Source organism: Natrinema sp. CGMCC1.2065 (assembly GCF_051225675.1).
Classification (GTDB): domain Archaea; phylum Halobacteriota; class Halobacteria; order Halobacteriales; family Natrialbaceae; genus Natrinema; species Natrinema thermotolerans.
Map to the genome: position 1 here is coordinate 213,882 of NZ_JBPJSJ010000002.1, position 15,078 is coordinate 228,959.

The 15,078-nt window shown below is 65.0% G+C and carries 20 protein-coding genes; 13 read left to right on the forward strand and 7 right to left on the reverse strand.

The genetic code is table 11. The features are described from left to right. The first annotated feature begins 39 nt into the window (after positions 1–39). From ACSBP4_RS04335 to ACSBP4_RS04350, 4 genes are all read left to right on the forward strand, one after another. Positions 40–501 carry a YeeE/YedE family protein gene (locus ACSBP4_RS04335; RefSeq protein ID WP_435551462.1) on the forward strand — a complete coding sequence of 154 codons (462 nt, stop codon included), beginning with the start codon at positions 40–42 and terminating at the stop codon, positions 499–501. Between the two features lie 53 nt (positions 502–554). Continuing rightward, positions 555–1,727, forward strand: coding sequence for an inorganic phosphate transporter (locus ACSBP4_RS04340; RefSeq protein WP_049966492.1), 1,173 nt, complete (start codon positions 555–557; stop codon positions 1,725–1,727). Between the two features lie 160 nt (positions 1,728–1,887). Further along, positions 1,888–2,370 carry a cupin domain-containing protein gene (locus ACSBP4_RS04345; protein WP_435551463.1) on the forward strand — a complete coding sequence of 161 codons (483 nt, stop codon included), beginning with the start codon at positions 1,888–1,890 and terminating at the stop codon, positions 2,368–2,370. A 191-nt stretch (positions 2,371–2,561) separates the two neighbouring features. Further along, entirely contained in the window at positions 2,562–3,959 is a 1,398-nt protein-coding gene (locus tag ACSBP4_RS04350) for a sodium-dependent transporter (protein ID WP_006650535.1), read from the forward strand. 103 nt (positions 3,960–4,062) lie between these two features. On the opposite strand, the gene ACSBP4_RS04355 is transcribed toward ACSBP4_RS04350, so the two are convergent. Further along, complete coding sequence (locus tag ACSBP4_RS04355; protein ID WP_435551464.1) at positions 4,063–4,503, reverse strand: thioredoxin family protein; 441 nt, start codon at positions 4,501–4,503, stop codon at positions 4,063–4,065. 338 nt (positions 4,504–4,841) lie between these two features. Here ACSBP4_RS04355 and ACSBP4_RS04360 point away from each other — a divergent pair, with 338 nt between their 5' ends. The 4 genes from ACSBP4_RS04360 to ACSBP4_RS04375 are packed head-to-tail and all read left to right on the forward strand — an operon-like array spanning position 4,842 to position 7,204. Continuing rightward, complete coding sequence (locus ACSBP4_RS04360) at positions 4,842–5,192, forward strand: SHOCT domain-containing protein (RefSeq protein ID WP_006650533.1); 351 nt, start codon at positions 4,842–4,844, stop codon at positions 5,190–5,192. A gap of 4 nt (positions 5,193–5,196) precedes the next feature. After that, complete coding sequence (locus ACSBP4_RS04365) at positions 5,197–5,436, forward strand: sulfurtransferase TusA family protein (RefSeq protein ID WP_006650532.1); 240 nt, start codon at positions 5,197–5,199, stop codon at positions 5,434–5,436. 1 nt (position 5,437) lies between these two features. Beyond that, positions 5,438–6,580, forward strand: a complete 1,143-nt coding sequence (locus tag ACSBP4_RS04370) for an NAD(P)/FAD-dependent oxidoreductase (RefSeq protein ID WP_435551465.1) — start codon at positions 5,438–5,440, stop codon at positions 6,578–6,580. Further along, positions 6,581–7,204 (forward strand): DUF1641 domain-containing protein, encoded by a 624-nt coding sequence (locus ACSBP4_RS04375; RefSeq protein ID WP_435551466.1) that lies wholly within the window; start codon positions 6,581–6,583, stop codon positions 7,202–7,204. It begins immediately after the preceding gene. Between the two features lie 267 nt (positions 7,205–7,471). Here the strand turns inward: ACSBP4_RS04375 and ACSBP4_RS04380 are convergent, their stop codons facing one another. Next, positions 7,472–8,317 (reverse strand): universal stress protein, encoded by an 846-nt coding sequence (locus ACSBP4_RS04380; protein ID WP_049966487.1) that lies wholly within the window; start codon positions 8,315–8,317, stop codon positions 7,472–7,474. A 362-nt stretch (positions 8,318–8,679) separates the two neighbouring features. Here ACSBP4_RS04380 and ACSBP4_RS04385 point away from each other — a divergent pair, with 362 nt between their 5' ends. The 3 genes from ACSBP4_RS04385 (at position 8,680) to ACSBP4_RS04395 (ending at position 10,376) form a co-directional block, all read left to right on the forward strand. Next, positions 8,680–8,826 (forward strand): DUF7512 family protein, encoded by a 147-nt coding sequence (locus ACSBP4_RS04385; RefSeq protein ID WP_006650528.1) that lies wholly within the window; start codon positions 8,680–8,682, stop codon positions 8,824–8,826. Further along, on the forward strand, positions 8,826–9,866 hold the full coding sequence (locus ACSBP4_RS04390; protein WP_006650527.1) for a sulfite exporter TauE/SafE family protein: 1,041 nt from the start codon (positions 8,826–8,828) through the stop codon (positions 9,864–9,866). Before ACSBP4_RS04385 ends, ACSBP4_RS04390 begins: the two co-directional genes overlap by 1 nt. 102 nt (positions 9,867–9,968) lie before the next feature. Continuing rightward, entirely contained in the window at positions 9,969–10,376 is a 408-nt protein-coding gene (locus ACSBP4_RS04395; RefSeq protein ID WP_006179413.1) for a helix-turn-helix domain-containing protein, read from the forward strand. Between the two features lie 374 nt (positions 10,377–10,750). Here ACSBP4_RS04395 and ACSBP4_RS04400 read toward each other — a convergent pair whose 3' ends face one another. Then, complete coding sequence (locus ACSBP4_RS04400) at positions 10,751–11,122, reverse strand: thioredoxin family protein (protein WP_049966486.1); 372 nt, start codon at positions 11,120–11,122, stop codon at positions 10,751–10,753. 332 nt (positions 11,123–11,454) lie between these two features. On the opposite strand from ACSBP4_RS04400, the gene ACSBP4_RS04405 reads away from it, so the two are divergent. Beyond that, on the forward strand, positions 11,455–12,378 hold the full coding sequence (locus ACSBP4_RS04405; RefSeq protein WP_435551467.1) for a sulfite exporter TauE/SafE family protein: 924 nt from the start codon (positions 11,455–11,457) through the stop codon (positions 12,376–12,378). A gap of 13 nt (positions 12,379–12,391) precedes the next feature. On the opposite strand, the gene ACSBP4_RS04410 is transcribed toward ACSBP4_RS04405, so the two are convergent. The 4 genes from ACSBP4_RS04410 to ACSBP4_RS04425 all read right to left on the reverse strand — a co-directional run bounded on the left by ACSBP4_RS04410 (position 12,392) and on the right by ACSBP4_RS04425 (position 14,195). Continuing rightward, positions 12,392–12,655 (reverse strand): DUF7521 family protein, encoded by a 264-nt coding sequence (locus ACSBP4_RS04410; protein WP_435551468.1) that lies wholly within the window; start codon positions 12,653–12,655, stop codon positions 12,392–12,394. After that, positions 12,655–13,017, reverse strand: coding sequence for a winged helix-turn-helix domain-containing protein (locus ACSBP4_RS04415; protein ID WP_435551469.1), 363 nt, complete (start codon positions 13,015–13,017; stop codon positions 12,655–12,657). The genes ACSBP4_RS04410 and ACSBP4_RS04415 overlap by 1 nt, the downstream gene beginning before the upstream one ends. Positions 13,018–13,173: 156 nt before the next feature. Beyond that, positions 13,174–13,650 (reverse strand): hypothetical protein, encoded by a 477-nt coding sequence (locus ACSBP4_RS04420; RefSeq protein ID WP_435551470.1) that lies wholly within the window; start codon positions 13,648–13,650, stop codon positions 13,174–13,176. Further along, positions 13,647–14,195, reverse strand: a complete 549-nt coding sequence (locus tag ACSBP4_RS04425; protein ID WP_435551471.1) for a hypothetical protein — start codon at positions 14,193–14,195, stop codon at positions 13,647–13,649. The genes ACSBP4_RS04420 and ACSBP4_RS04425 overlap by 4 nt, the downstream gene beginning before the upstream one ends. A 107-nt stretch (positions 14,196–14,302) precedes the next feature. On the opposite strand from ACSBP4_RS04425, the gene ACSBP4_RS04430 reads away from it, so the two are divergent. Then, positions 14,303–15,028 carry a DsbA family protein gene (locus ACSBP4_RS04430; protein WP_435551472.1) on the forward strand — a complete coding sequence of 242 codons (726 nt, stop codon included), beginning with the start codon at positions 14,303–14,305 and terminating at the stop codon, positions 15,026–15,028. Positions 15,029–15,078 lie beyond the last annotated feature (50 nt).

The following is a 15,078-nucleotide window of genomic DNA, read 5'->3' on the forward strand; positions in this document are numbered from 1 at the left end:
GGTCATCGCTCGAGTTGGCGAACAGGGAGGTGACGGCCCGTGAGCGGCGATCGCCATCCCCTGTTCATGCCGCTGATCCTCGTCGGCGGCCTGATCTTCGGGTTCGGGCTCGGGTTCAGCCAGATGGCGCGTCCGGAGGTCGTGCTGCACTTCCTGCAGTTCGAGGACTTCGGACTGCTGTTCGTCATGTTCGGCGCGGCGATCGTTTCGGGAATTGCCTTCGCCGTGATGCCCCGACTCCGCGATAGCGCGCCGCTGACCGGCGATCGATACGAACGTCGGCTGAAGCCGTTCGACCGGAACGTCCTGATCGGCGGGGCGCTCTTCGGCGTCGGGTGGGGCCTCTCGGGCATCTGTCCCGGTGCCGCCTACGCCAGCCTCGGGATCGGTAACGTCTCCATCCTGTGGGCGCTCGCCGGCATGTTCGCCGGCGCGTACCTGCAGGGAGCCTGGCGAAGCAAGCGCGCCGCGGCCGACACAGCCCCGGCAGGTGCCGACTAACGCCGTTCACAGCTCGTGTTTCACAACCTGAAAGACAGGCGGTTCATACACTAATGGATCCAGGAACGATACTACTGTTTGCAGCCGCCGCGCTCGCGAGCCTGTTTATGGCCTGGGTGATCGGTGCCGGCTCGAGCGGCGCGACGCCGTTTGCCCCGGCCGTCGGGGCGAACGCCATCTCGACGATGCGCGCGGCGTTTCTCGTCGGTATCCTCGGGTTCGCCGGCGCGGTGACACAAGGCGCGAGCGTCTCGGAAGCCGTCGGGAGCGGCCTCGTCGAGGGCGTCACGCTCCCGACCACCGGCGTCATCGTCGTGTTGCTGCTCGGCGCCGGCCTGATGGCGATCGGCATCTCCACCGGCTACCCGATCGCGACCGCGTTCACCGTGACCGGCTCGGTCATCGGCGTCGGCTTCGCGCTCGGCGGCGATCCGGCCTGGGGGAAGTACGTCGAGATCGGCGCGGTCTGGCTACTCACGCCGTTCGTCGGCGGCGGGATCGCCTATGGGCTCGCCAGTATCCTCCCGCGACCGGACGTCCCGGAGGACGTCAGCGTCCCGATCCTCGCCGGGATCGTCGGCACGGTCGTCGCGAACCTCGAGTTCTCGTTTCTCTCGTCGGTCGGGGGGACGCTCGCCGCCGCCGGGGCCACGCTGGTTCCCGTCGACGGCGTCGCCACCGCGACCGCGATCTCGCTCGGCTTCGGAGCGATCGCCGCGGCCGTCGTTCGCTGGGACGTCGGTCGCGATCAGGCCGGCGGTCTGCGTCGGTTCCTGCTCGCGCTCGGTTCGCTCGTGGCGTTCTCGGCGGGCGCGAGTCAGGTCGGGCTGGCGGTCGGTCCGTTGTTCCCGCTCCTCGAGGCCGTGCCGTCAGTCTCGCCGCTGGTGGTGTTGCTCGGCGGCGGAGTCGGGATCCTCGTCGGCTCTTGGACGAGCGCACCCCGCATGATCAAGTCGATCTCGCAGGAGTACGCGTCGCTGGGGCCGCGCCGATCGATCTCGACGCTCGTCCCGTCGTTTCTCATCGCACAGACCGCGGTCCTGCTGGGTGTCCCGGTCTCGTTCAACGAGATCATCGTCAGCGCCATCATCGGTAGCGGGCTCGCGGTCACCGGTGGGGACGGTGTCAGCCCCCGTAAGCTGGGACTCACCGTCGCCGCGTGGGTCGGGTCGTTCGGACTCGCGTTCGGACTCGGCTACGGCGCGATGCTGCTGTTGGAACTCTGAGGTCGCGGGCGGACGCGGTCGGCTCCTCGAGTTGGCCCGTTTCGGTCGGCTCCCGGTCGCTGTCGCGGTCGTCCATGCGTTCTCGAGAGGTGACGGACACCGGGTACCGCTTGCGAGTCGCAGTATCCTTTTCGTCCTCGAGATTGCTATCCATGGTTGCATGCAGAAAATAAATCTCGACGACATGACGCCGGAATCGGGAGGCCAGAAGCGACGAAGCGTATCGGACCCGCTCGACGCCACGGATTTCTCGATGAACTACTACGCACTCGAGCCGGGCGAGGAGTTCGCCGGCAGACTCCATACACATCTCGACCAAGAGGAGACGTTTTTCGTCCTCGAGGGGGAGGCCACGTTCGAGACGAAACCGGAGCTAGGGGCGGCTAGCGAAACCGTCACGGTCAGCGAGGGCGAGATGATCCGGTTCGATGCGGGGGAGTACCAGCAGGGGCGAAACGAAGCCGACGAGCCCCTCCGGGCGCTCGCGCTCGGCACGCCACAGGAGTCGACCGACATCCGAGTCGCAGTGCCGTGTCGGGACTGTGGCGAAAGCGAGTACATGGAGTTCACGATGGTCGACGGGGAGCCGGCGATGGAATGCCCGGACTGTGGTACCGAACTCGAGGTCGATAGTAGCTCCTGAAACGATTTCCACACCGGTCGCAACGTTGTCCTGCGATCGGGTGTGCAGTGACTTTCAAGAGCGACGATAGTACTGGCGTCGGCTCGGCACTACCGCGTCCGGATCCAGCGTGGGAGGTCGTGGACGGCGAACAGCGTGTAACCGGCCGAATCAATACCGACTTACCTCTCCCTTAACGAGCGTCCACACTGATGGCTACTCGTGACTCGTGGGTTTCGAATCTGGGGTTCGTTCTCGCTGCGGTCGGCAGCGCCGCCGGACTCGGGAACATCTGGCGGTTCCCGTGGCTGACGGCCGAGAACGGTGGGAGTGCGTTCCTCGTGATGTATCTACTGCTGATCATCGGCGTCGGTGTACCGGGCCTCCTTGCCGAATTCGTGCTGGGGCGACGCGGAAAACAGACGCCGACCGGGGCCCTTCGCTCGCTCATCGGTTCCCCCGAGGGACCGGCGCTGGGGTCGTTTAACGTGGTCACGACGATCGTGATGCTCTCTTTCTACTCGGTCGTTGGCGGCTGGATCCTCCGCTATACGCTGGTTTCGCCGGTTGGTGCGTATTTCGGCCAGCCAGCGCAGTACTTCGGGCAGATGAGTTACGGCCTGCAGGCAGTGGGGTTCCATCTGGCCTTTCTCGCTATCATCGCCGCGATCGTCTTCTTCGGTGTGAGCCGCGGCATCGAACGGGTCTCGAAGGTCATGCTCCCGGCCGTCGTGGTACTCCTTATCGGTCTCGCGGCGTGGACGATGACGCAGCCGGATACTGCCGCCGGTTACGCGTTCTATCTCGGCTTCGACGGCGAGTACCTCGCTGCAAACTTCGTGAGTATTCTCGGCCCGGCGGCGGGACAAGCGCTGTTCACGCTCTCGCTCGGCGCCGGTGCGATGCTTACCTATGCGTCCTACCTCGAGGACGATGCGTCGCTTCCGCGTGCCACGCTCGTCATCGCGATTTCGAATACGGTCATCGGGGTACTCGCCGGACTGATCGTGATCCCGCTGCTGTTCTCACAGGGTATCGATCCGGGACAGGGCGGTCCGGGGGCGCTATTCGTCGCGCTCGCATCGGTGTTCGGCTCGCTGCCGGGCGGTGCCGTCGTCGCGACGGTCTTCTTCGCAACCGTGTTGCTGGCCGCCGTGACCAGTGGCATCAGCCTCCTCGAGACACCTGTTGCAACACTTGTCGACGAGTACGGCGTCTCGCGCCGACGGGCGACAGTGGGAGTCTCGCTCCTGATCGCAGTGACCGGTGGCGGACTGGCACTCGCGAGTTCGGTCTTCCGGTTCGTCTCCGGACCGCTCGTCGATATCATGCTGTCGGTCGGGCTGTTCGCGTTTCTCGCGATCGCCGGGTGGATCCTGCGGACGGAGGCAATCGAGGAGTTCAGCGCTGGTGCCGGCCGCTTGGACGCGCTGGCCACGCCGTGGGTAATGACCGTCAGCTGGGTACTACCCGTCGTCGTTCTGTTTTCGTTGCTGAGTACGTTCACGTCTCTTGCCGGCATCTCACTGGGGCTGAATGGGCGCGCCGTCGTCGCTATCACCGGGACGATCGTCTGCCGGATCGCCGTCGCAAGCGCCACTGGTGACTGACACGGCCCACCGGGATTCGAGCTGCCGTCGCTCGGTGTTCACGAACGAGGAGAGACACTGTTCGAACAGTCAGGACGACTGCTGGGTCGCTGCTGCTGGGTCGCTACGCGTGTTGTGCGATCAGCCCCTCGAGCGTCCCGCGGTCCTGTGCGCCGACCATGCGTTCGACCGGCTGGCCGTCGGCGTAGAGGACGAGCGTCGGCACGCCGCGAGCGCCCAGCTGCTGGGCGATCCGCTGGTGCGCGTCGACGTCGACTTTCGCGACCGCGGCGTCAGTCTCGGCTGCGAGGGCCTCGATCGTCGGCTCCAGCATCTGACAGGGGCCACACCAGTCGGCATAACAGTCCACGAGGACCACGTCGTACTCGCCGACGACCTCGTCAAGGTGGTCCTGCCCCGTGATCGCGATCGGCTCGTCGGGCGTGTCGACACCCTCGCCGGCGTCGGCCGCGTCGAGGCTCTCACCGTTCTCGAGGCGTTCCCGCAACTCCTGTTTCTTCCGCTCGCGGATCCGTTGTCGTTCGTCGTCGATGGACTCGCTCATCGGCTACCAGTAGGGACTCCACGATTATAATGATTTTGTACTTCTAGGGCAATATTGGCTCGACGAAACGGCCGAAACCACTCTTCGCGGACGACGTGACCGACCGATCGACGGTCGCGGCAGTCGCACCGAGTCGAATGGGTAGTACACCTTCGGAGCGGATTTTCGGGGGAAGGATCCGTTTCTATCGCTCTCTGGAGATCGCAGGGTTCGGGCCGACGACCGAGAAACCGGACGAGGACGGTCGTCGCATATATATCCACTGCTGATTCCTGAACAGGTGGCTTTCTCAATAATGCCATTACTATACAATACTTCTCTCCGAGTGTGATCGAACGATGACCGACCCACGCGACGCGATCGAACGGTATGCGGGACGAGCGACGGCCCTCGGCGTCGTCTTCCTCGTCGCCGCGGCCACGACGGCGTCCGCCCAGCCCCACGGCGGTAGCGCCGGTGGATCGATGGGCGGCTGGGGAGCGGTCGGCGGCTGGCTGTTCCGCTGGCCGGTCCTGCTACTCGGGCTGCTCGCACTGCTGGTCGTCTGGGCCGGCAGTCGACGCCCGGGAGACCGCATCGATCGCGCCGACCGATCCGACCGGGCGCTCGAGCAACTCCGCGAGCGCTACGCCCGCGGGGAACTCTCGACGGACGAGTTCGAACGACGACGACGCAACCTGCAATCGTAGACCAATGACTGACACAGACGATCCGGACGTGACGATCGACTCGAAGGACGCATCGTGTCCCGGCCCGCTGATGGACCTCATCGGGAAGGTGAAGACACTCGACGCCGGTACCGTGGTCGAACTCCAGACCACCGCACGGAACTCCACGACGGACGTTCCGGAGTGGCTCGAGGAGGCCGGCCACGACTTACTCGAGATCGAGGAGCGCGACGAGTACTGGAGCATCTACCTGGAGGTCAACTGAAATGCACCGAATCGCTATCGTCGGCGGCGGAACGGGCGGAACGGTCCTCGCGAATCGACTCGCGGACGAGCTACAGTCCGAAATCGAGGCCGGCACGGTCGAGGTCCGACTGATCACGGCCGATCCGAACCACGTCTACAAGCCGACGTTCCTGTACGTGCCGTTCGGGAAGAAGACGGTCGACGACGCGAAACGGCCGATCGAGGACCTGGTCGACTCCCGGGTTTCGCTGACAATCGACGAAGTCACCGACGTCAATACGGACCGAAACCGGCTCTCGCTGGCCGACCGGACGGCATCGCTGCGCTACGACCAGCTCGTGCTAGCGACCGGCGCGAACCTCGAGCCCGAGGCCGTCCCCGGACTCGCCGAGGGCGGCCATCACTTCTACGGCCCCGACGGCGCAACGCGACTCCGAGACGAACTCGCCGAGTTCACCGAGGGCCACCTCGTGTTGAGCGTCGTCGGCGTCCCACACATGTGTCCGGCCGCGCCCGTGGAGTTCCCGCTGATGGTCGACGACTGGCTCCGCGAGCGGGGCCGGCGCGAGGACGTCGAGATCACCTACACGTACCCGATCAACCGCGCCCACGGCCTCGAGTCGGTCGCCGACTGGGCGACCGACCTGTTCGAGGAACGCGACATCGCCCTCGAGACGTTCTTCAACGTCGACGAGGTCGATCCCGACGCGGAGGTCATCGAGACGGTCGAAGGCGACGAACTCGAGTACGACCTGCTCGTGGCGATTCCACCCCACCGGGGCAGCGATCTCGTGATCGACGCGGGGCTGGGCGAGGACGGCTGGGTCGACGTCGACAGGCACACGCTCGAGGCGACCGAGGCCGAGGACGTCTACGCGATCGGTGACGTCGCGGACGTTCCCACGAGCAAGGCCGGCAGCGTCGCCCACTACGAGGCGGGCGCCGTCGCCGATCGGATCGCCAGCCGCGCCCGCGGGGAAACGCCGACTGCGACCTACGATGGAAAGACCGTCTGCTTCCTCGAGGCCGGCATGGACGAGGCGACGTTCATCGAGTTCGAGTACGGTGAAGAACCGTACGTCCGCGAACCGTCGAAACCGCTCCACTGGGCGAAGCTCGGCTACAACGAGTCCTACTGGCTCACCGCACGGGGGTTGCTGTAGATGTCCGAATCCACAACCGAGACCACCGACACCGGGGAGCCGACGCTCGAGGAACTCGTCGCCGACAACCCCGAGGAGGTCGCACGGTTCATCGAGCGCCTCGGGGTCGTCAACGAACTGCTCGATACGGCGGATCTCGCGACCGCCGCGATGGACGACCGGATGGTCGAGGAGGTGGCCGGGACGGCGACGAACCTCGGTGCGGCAGCCGACGAACTGGCGACGCCCGAGGCCGCGCGGCTCGGCGAGGCGACCGGCGAGAACGCCGACGACCTGGCCGACGCGATCGAGACGCTCGCTCGCCTCCAGCGGTCGGGGACGCTCGACGACCTGCTGGCGCTGGCGGACCTGTTCGCGCTCGCGTCGTCGGCGATGGACGACGACATGGTCACGGACCTCGCGGCGACCGGGACACGTCTCGGTGAGGTAGCCGACACGGCGGCTGACGACGACGTGGCTCGGACGCTCGGGGACCTGCTCGAGGCCGTCGGCGAGGCCGGGGCCGAGCCTGCGGACCCCGTCGGTCCGGTCGGCGTCGCCAAAGCGCTGCGCGATCCGGATACTCAGGCCGGAATCGGTTTTCTGCTCGCACTCGCGAAAGCGCTGGGACGAACGACGGGATAACTGGTCACCCCGCCTCTCACAGCGAATTCGGGCCGTCCGCGTTCACCGGGCGTGAGTCGCCGCTGTCGGCGTGGACGTGTGGCTCCTGGCAGTGGGAGAAGCCGACGACCGGTCACTCGCCCGTCTGCCGTCGCTGTCGGGTTCGACGTCGTCGCTACCGCTCTCGAGGAACGGGACGACGGCGGTACCCGCGAGGCGACGGCGACGGAGGTCGCGTCGGCACTCGTGTCGCTGCATGGCAAGCCGGGCTCGGTTTCGGATCGCCGGTCAGGCCGCTCGGTTCGGCGGGATCAGCATGACGTTCCCGTCCGCCCGTGCGACGATGTCTTCGGAGACGCTCCCGAGCAACAGTCGGCGGAGTCGGCTGTGCCCGCGCGAGCCGACGAGGGTCGTAGTCGGCTCGTACTCGGCCTCCGCGGCGAGGATCTCGTCGGCGGGATCGCCCCGTCGGACTACGGTTCGCGTCTCGATCCCCCAGTCCTCGAGTCGCGTCGCCAACTCCGCTAGTCGCGCTTCGGGATCGTCGTCCTCCGGAAGCCCCGGGTCCTTCGGCGTTTCGACGTGGACCAGCGTTGCCTCCTGGGTCGCGTGGCGGAGGTACGAGAACGCCTCGAAGGCCCGCTCGGCGTTCTCGGAGAAGTCCGTCGCGTACAGCACCCGCCGGAACAGGTGTTCGCGGACGACGTCCGGCTCATCCGCCTCGCGTTCGATCCGGTTGACCAGCAACGGCACGACCGTCGTGCGCGCGAGGTTGCGCGCGGTCGAACCAATGACACGGTTCTCGAGCGGACTCTTCCCGCGCGAGCCGACGACCGTGAGGCTGGCACCGACGGCCTCGGCGATGCCGTTGATTCGTCGGTGGGGCGTCCCGCGGACGACGTGCGTCTCGACATCGAAGCCCGCGTCTTCGACGACGCGGCGGTAGCGCTCGAGCGCCTGTTCGCGGCGTTTCTCGAAGTTCATCCCGGGCATGCCCGCGTGGACGTTCGACGGAATCACGGTCACGAGATGGATCTCCTCGACGCCGATTCGGCCGAGACACTCGAGGCAGGTCTCGCTCTCGATCGTCGCCTCGCTGGCGGCGGAGAGGTCGGTCGCACAGATCGCTTTCATACTACTCGTAGGGCCGACGACACTATATTGTTTCCGGCTACCAATACCGGCGTCGGCCACGCGGTCGTGGACGGGCGGACAGTGACTCGAACTCCGCAAGTGTCAACCGAGCAGACGACGAGGGCGTGACCGATGGAACCGCCCGATTCGATCGTTTTGACCGCGCGCGAACCGCACGGATGAGTCCTGGCCCGACCCGTATATTCTCGTAAGTTATTCGCATATCTTCGTAGGATAGCCGTGAGATAGATCGCAGTAATATTGTGCGCAATTCCCAAAAGCGTTATAGTCGTCCTCCGGGTAGACAGTACTGAGCAGAAACCCATGAGAAGTACACAACCGAACGGCGGTGGTCGATCCCGATGATCGATCTCGCCACGTCTTCGTCAGCAGTACAGGCAGGCGCCCTCGTCGGTGCCGTCCTCCTCGAGGCGTTCGTCCTCTACGTCGGGTACGGCGCGCTCGAGCGAGTCGCAACGCCGGTCGTTGAACGGATCAAACACGCATAATGGAACCGTTTGGAATCGCACTGACGACGCTCGTACTGTTCGTGAGCTTCGGCTTCATGGTCGGCGTCCTGTTCGGCTTCTTCGGGATGGGCGGCTCGTTCCTCGTCACGCCCGCGTTGCTCGTGATGGGGTATCCCGCCAGAGTCGCCGTCGGGAGCGGGATGGCTTTCGTCTTCGGGACGGCAGTCATCGCGACGCTCAAGCACCACGACCTGGGCCAAGTCGACTACAAACTCGGCGGGTTGATGATCGTCGGGACATCGGTCGGTATCGAGGTCGGGCGAATCGGAGTGTTCTACCTCGAGGATCTCGGCCTCGCCAGCGGTGTCATCGGTATCACGTACGTCGTCCTGCTGGGCGCGATCGGCGTGTTCGTCACGCGGAACGCGCTCAAAAACGACGGCAGTAGTGGGTCCGGTGGCGGCCACCACGACGCGGCCGACGACGAGATCGATCCGGACGCGATCCCCGACATCGCGAAGAAGATCCAGTCCTACCGCGTCCCGCCGATGATGACGATCGCGGGCGGCATCCAGGTCTCGCTGTGGATGGTCCTTGGCGTCGCGTTCGCGACGGGACTGCTGTCGGGCTTCCTGGGTGTCGGCGGCGGCTTCATCCGGATGCCCGCGATGTTCTACCTCATCGGGGTGCCCGTTCCCGTCGCGGTCGGGACCGACCTCTTCGAGATCGTGTTCTCGGGCGGGATCGGGTCGTTCCTCTACGGGATGGAAGGCGGCGTCGACCTCTCGATCGTCGCGCCGCTGCTCGCAGGGAGCGCGCTGGGCGCCAGGATCGGTTCGGCCGCGACCAGCATCGTCAACGAAGACGACATCAAGATCTACTTCGGACTGATGCTCCTGGGCGGGTCGATCGCCGTGGCGTTCCAGCAGGCCGGCGACTACTTCGCCATCGAGATCTTCAACACCGTCGGCTTCGCCCTGATCCTGCTCTCGGCGTTCATGGTCAGCGGGGCCGTGATCTACAGCACTGTGACGGAGATGCGCGCACAGGCGAACGCGTCCGTACCGTCGGCGGACTGAGGACGCTCTCCGCCGCTCGTTGCGTTTCATCGCAGTTCATCGAGATTGCACGATATTCACACAACCCTTATAGCGATGCGGCCCCTATCACCGGATAGTAACATGGCAAACTCGATGGCAGAGCAACTACAGCAGGACATGGAGTGTGAGGGGTTACTGGAGTGTATCCACGGACTCAAGCAACTCGACAAGGACTGCTTTCGCGTCCTCGTCGAGAGCGAGCAAGCGCTGACGATCGACGAGGTCGCCGATCGGGTCGACCGCGAGCGTTCGACCGCGTACCGATCGATCCAGCGCTTGCTCAAGAGCGGGTTCATCCAAAAAGAGCAGATCAACTACGATCAGGGCGGGTACTATCACGTCTACTACCCGACGGACCCGACCCAGATCGCAAACGACATGCAGCGAAAACTAAACGACTGGTACGCGAAGATGGGGCAACTCATCCAGGAGTTCGAGGACAAGTACGAACATGCGGAGGCCGATACCGAGATCCCTGCCCAGAGCTAACCGTCTCCCGGTCGATATCCGCTAATTATACGCGTCTTCTCACAGCAGTAGCCCCGCGAAAGCCCGCGGCTGTAGCGGAAGTAGCAATCGAACGCTTGATTCGACCCCGTCTCCAGTCCGGCCGCCGGCAGCGGACGCCCCTCGTGAGAAAGCAAGGGACGGGACTTTCCGGTCGGGAGTACCATACTCGACGGATCCGACCGACGAACCGAGATCCGCGATAGCGTAGGTATGGCGTTTCTGAGAAAGATCGGGTCGGTCCGACGACAGTCGCTCGACGCATCGACGAGACCGACCAGTGAACCGCGTCAGTCTCGAGTCGGGAACGAAGACGGCTCCGAAGGAACGCGACGCAGTCGGCCGCTGCGGCCGCGCTACTGCACTGCGTGTGTCTCGAGCGCGTCGACGAGCGTGTCGGCCTGCTGGAAGCCGTCGTCGAAGCGAGCGACCGCCTCGCCGTCACGCAGGACGACGAGCGTCGGGACGCTCCGAACGTCGAATTCGGCGGTGAGATCCGGGACGTGACCGGCGTTGACCGTCGCGACGACTCCCGGTGCGCTGCGTGCGACCACACCGAGTACCGGCTCCATGGACGCACAGATACCACAGCCGGACGTGACGAACTCGAGCAAGACGAGGTCGTGTGTCGCGAGCAGTTCGTCGTAGTCGGTCCCGTCGGTCAACTGGACGGGGCTTCGGGTCGTGGGGCCGTTGCCGGTTGACTCCGGCGGCGTTGAGTCGGTCATCACTGTTGGTAGGTCCCGAGCGTATTTCAGTGTTTTGTGTCCAGTGTACAATACCGACTGCTCTTGCTAGACCGAGCCACTGATTGAACGCGGTCGACGGTGACGCCCCGCCATGGTCGGAGGAGGCAGTGAATATCGCCGCCATCTATGACGCGTGGATTTCCGGGAACCCCTCGTGAATGCCCTCGAGAAGGCCCGGTTCGAGACGGGCGCCGACTACCGGTGACTCGAGCGATGATGAATCTCGCCGTATCGCACAGTCGAATACGTCGGGCCCGATGATTGCCTGCAAACGACGGTCCCGTCCCGTCTCCACCAACCTTCGAACTAGCATGAGTGCCTCCGAATCCAGAGTCGACGTCGAACAGTTTCTCACCAACCTCCTCGCGTTCCGATACCGGGAAGTGACGATGGTCGGCGCGACGGTGGCCGTTCTCGTCGCCGCGGTCGTCTTCTTCCCCGGATTCGAGAACGTCGGGAACGGTGTCCAGTCCGACCTTTCGGTCGGGTTGCTCGCCGGGATCGTCCTGGTCGCGATCGTCGCCGGCGCCGTCAAGGGCATGACCGGGTTCGGCTACTCGCTCATCATGACGCCGATCGTCGCATCGGTGATCGATCCGACCGTCGCCGTCGTCGTCCTGGCGATCCCGCCGTGGATGCTCAACATGTTCCAGATCGCCGAAACCGGGACGGGACGGGCGTTCGTTCGCGAGGAGTGGACGCTGCTGGTACTCGCGATCGCGGGGACCATCGTCGGCGTTGCGGCGCTCGCGACGTTCAGCGTCGGCCCGATCGTCGCGTTCGTCATCGGTCTCGTCCTCTTCGGTTACGTGGCCTTTCAGTTCGTACAGAACTTCGTCACGGTCGAGCAAGCCCACCACCCGTTCGCCCTCGGCGCCGCCGGGTTCTTTCAGGGCTTCCTGCTTGCGTTCGCGAACCTCGGGCCGCTCCTCCCGGCGTACTTCCACACCTTCGAACGCGACACCGAGCGATACATCGGCGGACTGTCGATGGTACTCGGGACGATCTTCACGGTCCGTCTCGTGCAGATGGCGCTGTTCACCGACCTCCTGACGACCTACCGGCTCTGGCTCGGTTCGATGATCGCGGTGGTCACCATCGTCGGGTTGTTGCTGGGCACGTACCTCCGGCGCCTCGAGTTCGACGAGCGGACGTTCAACTGGTTCGTCGTCGGGCTCCTGTTCGTCATCTCGCTCAACATCTTCCGGAACACCGTGCCGGCACTGTTCTTCTAGATTCGGGGCAACGTCACTTCGTCAGCGAGAGCAAAACGAGTCCCATCCCGCTCGAGACGATGACAGCCTGCACGAGGGCGGCGGACGCGATCGTCGTCCCGAACACGTGATAGATGAGTCCCTCACAGATCGCCCCGGCACCGATGAAGACGAACCCGCCGGAGACGTACAGCATCGGCGTCCGTCCGCTCCGCCGATAGCCGTGAAACGCCAGATACGCGACGGCGAGACTCAAAACGAGCGTGATCAGTTTGGCGAGCAGGAACGACGCGTCCATCACTCCTCACCCCGGATCCCGCGCCAGAGGTCGGTGAAGTTGTCGGCGAGTTCGTCGCGCGTCTCCATCGTCAGCGAGAGCTGTCCGTCGGTGACGTCGACGTGGAGTTCCTCGAGTGTGGTTTCGAACTCGCTTCGGTGAGAGCCGTCCGCGTCGACGGTTCTGCATTCCTCGATGAGGTCGTATTCTTGCAGCGTCGACACACGGCGATAAACCGTCGTCAGCGAGGCGTCACACTCCTCGCTGAGCGTCTTCGCTGTCTTCGGTCCGCCCCGATCGGCGGCGAGGAGTATCTTCCGTGCGTACTCGTCCGCGAGGAGCTGGAAGATCGCCGCCGAGTCCGAGGAACCACCGGGTTGCACACGAGAGACCCTCTCGTTCAGCGGCAAATAGGCCACGATTCGCTGACCCGGCAAATCACCGCAACCGTCTTGTATTGCCCTTCGAGCGGCGTCGGTGAGATGCCGTCATAGCGACTCGTCGGGGCGGACGGCTGTTCGAACGCAGTTCAAAACCGATCAGACGGCACAGGTCGGACACGTCCGGCTGTGGCGGACGTAGATCAGCCCGAGCAGCAGGACCACTGAGAGGGCCCCGAAAACCGGTCGTAACGGATCGACGTACGTCATGATCGCGGAGGAACTGAACAACGCGAGCAAAACGACGTTACAGATCGGACAGCTGACTGCCAGAAACCCGCCGACGAGACCGCCAAGCGCCAGGCGATCTTCGCCGCTCGTGTCGCCGTCCTCGAGTCCGGGTTCGACTCTCTCGGTCGCCAGCCGCTGTGCGGTGTACGCACCGGCGAGCAGTGCGGTCGACGTCAGGAACAGGTAGTCGACGGGCGTCCGCGGGACCATCCGAACGTAGAGCGGGTTCGGAATCAGGCCGGTGACGAGTCCGAACAGCAGGAACACGCCGATTCCAGCGGCCGCTCCGTACCCCATCGCCCGGCGATCCGAGCGGATCGGTCGGAGGAATCCCCGGCCCGTCATTTCGCCCCCTCCGTCGCGATGACACACCGTTCGGGATGGCCCGCCCGTCCGAGGAAGAACAGCAACAGCACGAGCCCGGCGACGCGAAGCGCCGCGCCGTCGTACGGGAGTGTCGCGAGGCCTCCGGCGAACCCGAGAAAACCGAGGAGACCGGCACCACAGCTCGCACAGCCAGAGGCGAGAAGTCCGGGGACGACTCCCGAGAGGTCGGCGAGACTCGAGACGCCGACGATTCGCAGCTGTGTGACGGCGTTGACGACGGCGATCCCCGACAGCAGCGCGTAGAGGACGACGATCCCGAGTCCGGTCCAGCCGTCGGTGCGGTACACCGTCTCCGTGAGCGAGACGACGACGTACTCGAACCAGTGGAGGCCGTCGCCGAGCATCTGAAGCGAGAACTCGGGCATCGTACTCAGAATCAGGAGGACGTAGGTGGCGACCGTGACGAACACGAACCCGATCGTCCCCCGCCACGTTTCGAACGGGTACGAGACCGCTGCGCGAAGGTTCGTCAGATACGCCCGGCCCGCGGCGCGCATAGTCATCCGATCGAACCGACGGGAGACGGCCTGAAATCACCAACTCCGATTTGCTGACCCAGCAAATCGGCGGTTCCGTTAGGAACACGGACCAGAAACGCTCGGCAACACCGATGTCACTCGAGCAGCCATCCCGTCGCGCCGTTCTCGCCGGTTCCGCCGTGACGCTCGGCGCCGGTGGCGCCTACTATCTCACGCGATCCGACGACACCGCACAGCACCTCTCCCCGTCGTTTCACTCGAGCGACGAGACGTCCGCGTTCGGCGTCGATCTCGGCGGAAAGCCGATCATGGGCTCGCGAGCGGCACCGCTCGAGATCTACTACTGGACCGACTTCCAGTGCCCGTTCTGCGAGCAGTTCGAGCGGGAGACGCTCCCCCATCTCGTTCGGGAGTACGTCGAACCGGGCGACGTTCGCATCGTCTTCGTCTCGGTGCCCTATTTCGGTGCGGACTCGATGACCGCCGCGGTTGCCGGCAAGTGCGTCTGGGAGCGGGTTCGCGACGACGATCCCGGCGCATACTGGGACTGGCACACGGCGGTGTTCGACGAACAGGGCGAGAAGAACTCGGGGTGGGCGTCGACGGACAACCTCCTCGAGTACACCCGTTCCGTCGACGCCGTCGACGCGGACGCCCTCGAGTCGTGTCTCGAGGACCGACGGTCGGAGTTCGAAGCCGCGGTCGAAGCCGATGCGGAACGGGCGACCGAGTTCGGTATTTCGGGCACGCCGTCGTTCGTCGTCTTCGATCCGGAGTCCGAGGCGGCGGGATCGCTCACCGGTGCCCAGCCGCCGGAACGGTTCGACGACGCGATCGAACGGGTCAGGGACGCGTAGCACCGAACGGCGTCGGATCCGGCGTCCGTCCGACGGGCTCGGCGGTCGTC

Coding starts and splice junctions, on each gene's coding strand:
- ACSBP4_RS04405 (WP_435551467.1), top strand. CDS start 11,455: ATGAGTGCCTCCGAATCCAGAGTCGACGTCGAACAGTTTCTCACCAAC.
- ACSBP4_RS04395 (WP_006179413.1), top strand. CDS start 9,969: ATGGCAAACTCGATGGCAGAGCAACTACAGCAGGACATGGAGTGTGAG.
- ACSBP4_RS04400 (WP_049966486.1), bottom strand. CDS start 11,122: ATGACCGACTCAACGCCGCCGGAGTCAACCGGCAACGGCCCCACGACC.
- ACSBP4_RS04390 (WP_006650527.1), top strand. CDS start 8,826: ATGGAACCGTTTGGAATCGCACTGACGACGCTCGTACTGTTCGTGAGC.
- ACSBP4_RS04410 (WP_435551468.1), bottom strand. CDS start 12,655: ATGGACGCGTCGTTCCTGCTCGCCAAACTGATCACGCTCGTTTTGAGT.
- ACSBP4_RS04345 (WP_435551463.1), top strand. CDS start 1,888: ATGCAGAAAATAAATCTCGACGACATGACGCCGGAATCGGGAGGCCAG.
- ACSBP4_RS04350 (WP_006650535.1), top strand. CDS start 2,562: ATGGCTACTCGTGACTCGTGGGTTTCGAATCTGGGGTTCGTTCTCGCT.
- ACSBP4_RS04375 (WP_435551466.1), top strand. CDS start 6,581: ATGTCCGAATCCACAACCGAGACCACCGACACCGGGGAGCCGACGCTC.
- ACSBP4_RS04430 (WP_435551472.1), top strand. CDS start 14,303: ATGTCACTCGAGCAGCCATCCCGTCGCGCCGTTCTCGCCGGTTCCGCC.
- ACSBP4_RS04365 (WP_006650532.1), top strand. CDS start 5,197: ATGACTGACACAGACGATCCGGACGTGACGATCGACTCGAAGGACGCA.
- ACSBP4_RS04370 (WP_435551465.1), top strand. CDS start 5,438: ATGCACCGAATCGCTATCGTCGGCGGCGGAACGGGCGGAACGGTCCTC.
- ACSBP4_RS04425 (WP_435551471.1), bottom strand. CDS start 14,195: ATGACTATGCGCGCCGCGGGCCGGGCGTATCTGACGAACCTTCGCGCA.
- ACSBP4_RS04340 (WP_049966492.1), top strand. CDS start 555: ATGGATCCAGGAACGATACTACTGTTTGCAGCCGCCGCGCTCGCGAGC.
- ACSBP4_RS04360 (WP_006650533.1), top strand. CDS start 4,842: ATGACCGACCCACGCGACGCGATCGAACGGTATGCGGGACGAGCGACG.
- ACSBP4_RS04355 (WP_435551464.1), bottom strand. CDS start 4,503: ATGAGCGAGTCCATCGACGACGAACGACAACGGATCCGCGAGCGGAAG.
- ACSBP4_RS04380 (WP_049966487.1), bottom strand. CDS start 8,317: ATGAAAGCGATCTGTGCGACCGACCTCTCCGCCGCCAGCGAGGCGACG.
- ACSBP4_RS04385 (WP_006650528.1), top strand. CDS start 8,680: ATGATCGATCTCGCCACGTCTTCGTCAGCAGTACAGGCAGGCGCCCTC.
- ACSBP4_RS04420 (WP_435551470.1), bottom strand. CDS start 13,650: ATGACGGGCCGGGGATTCCTCCGACCGATCCGCTCGGATCGCCGGGCG.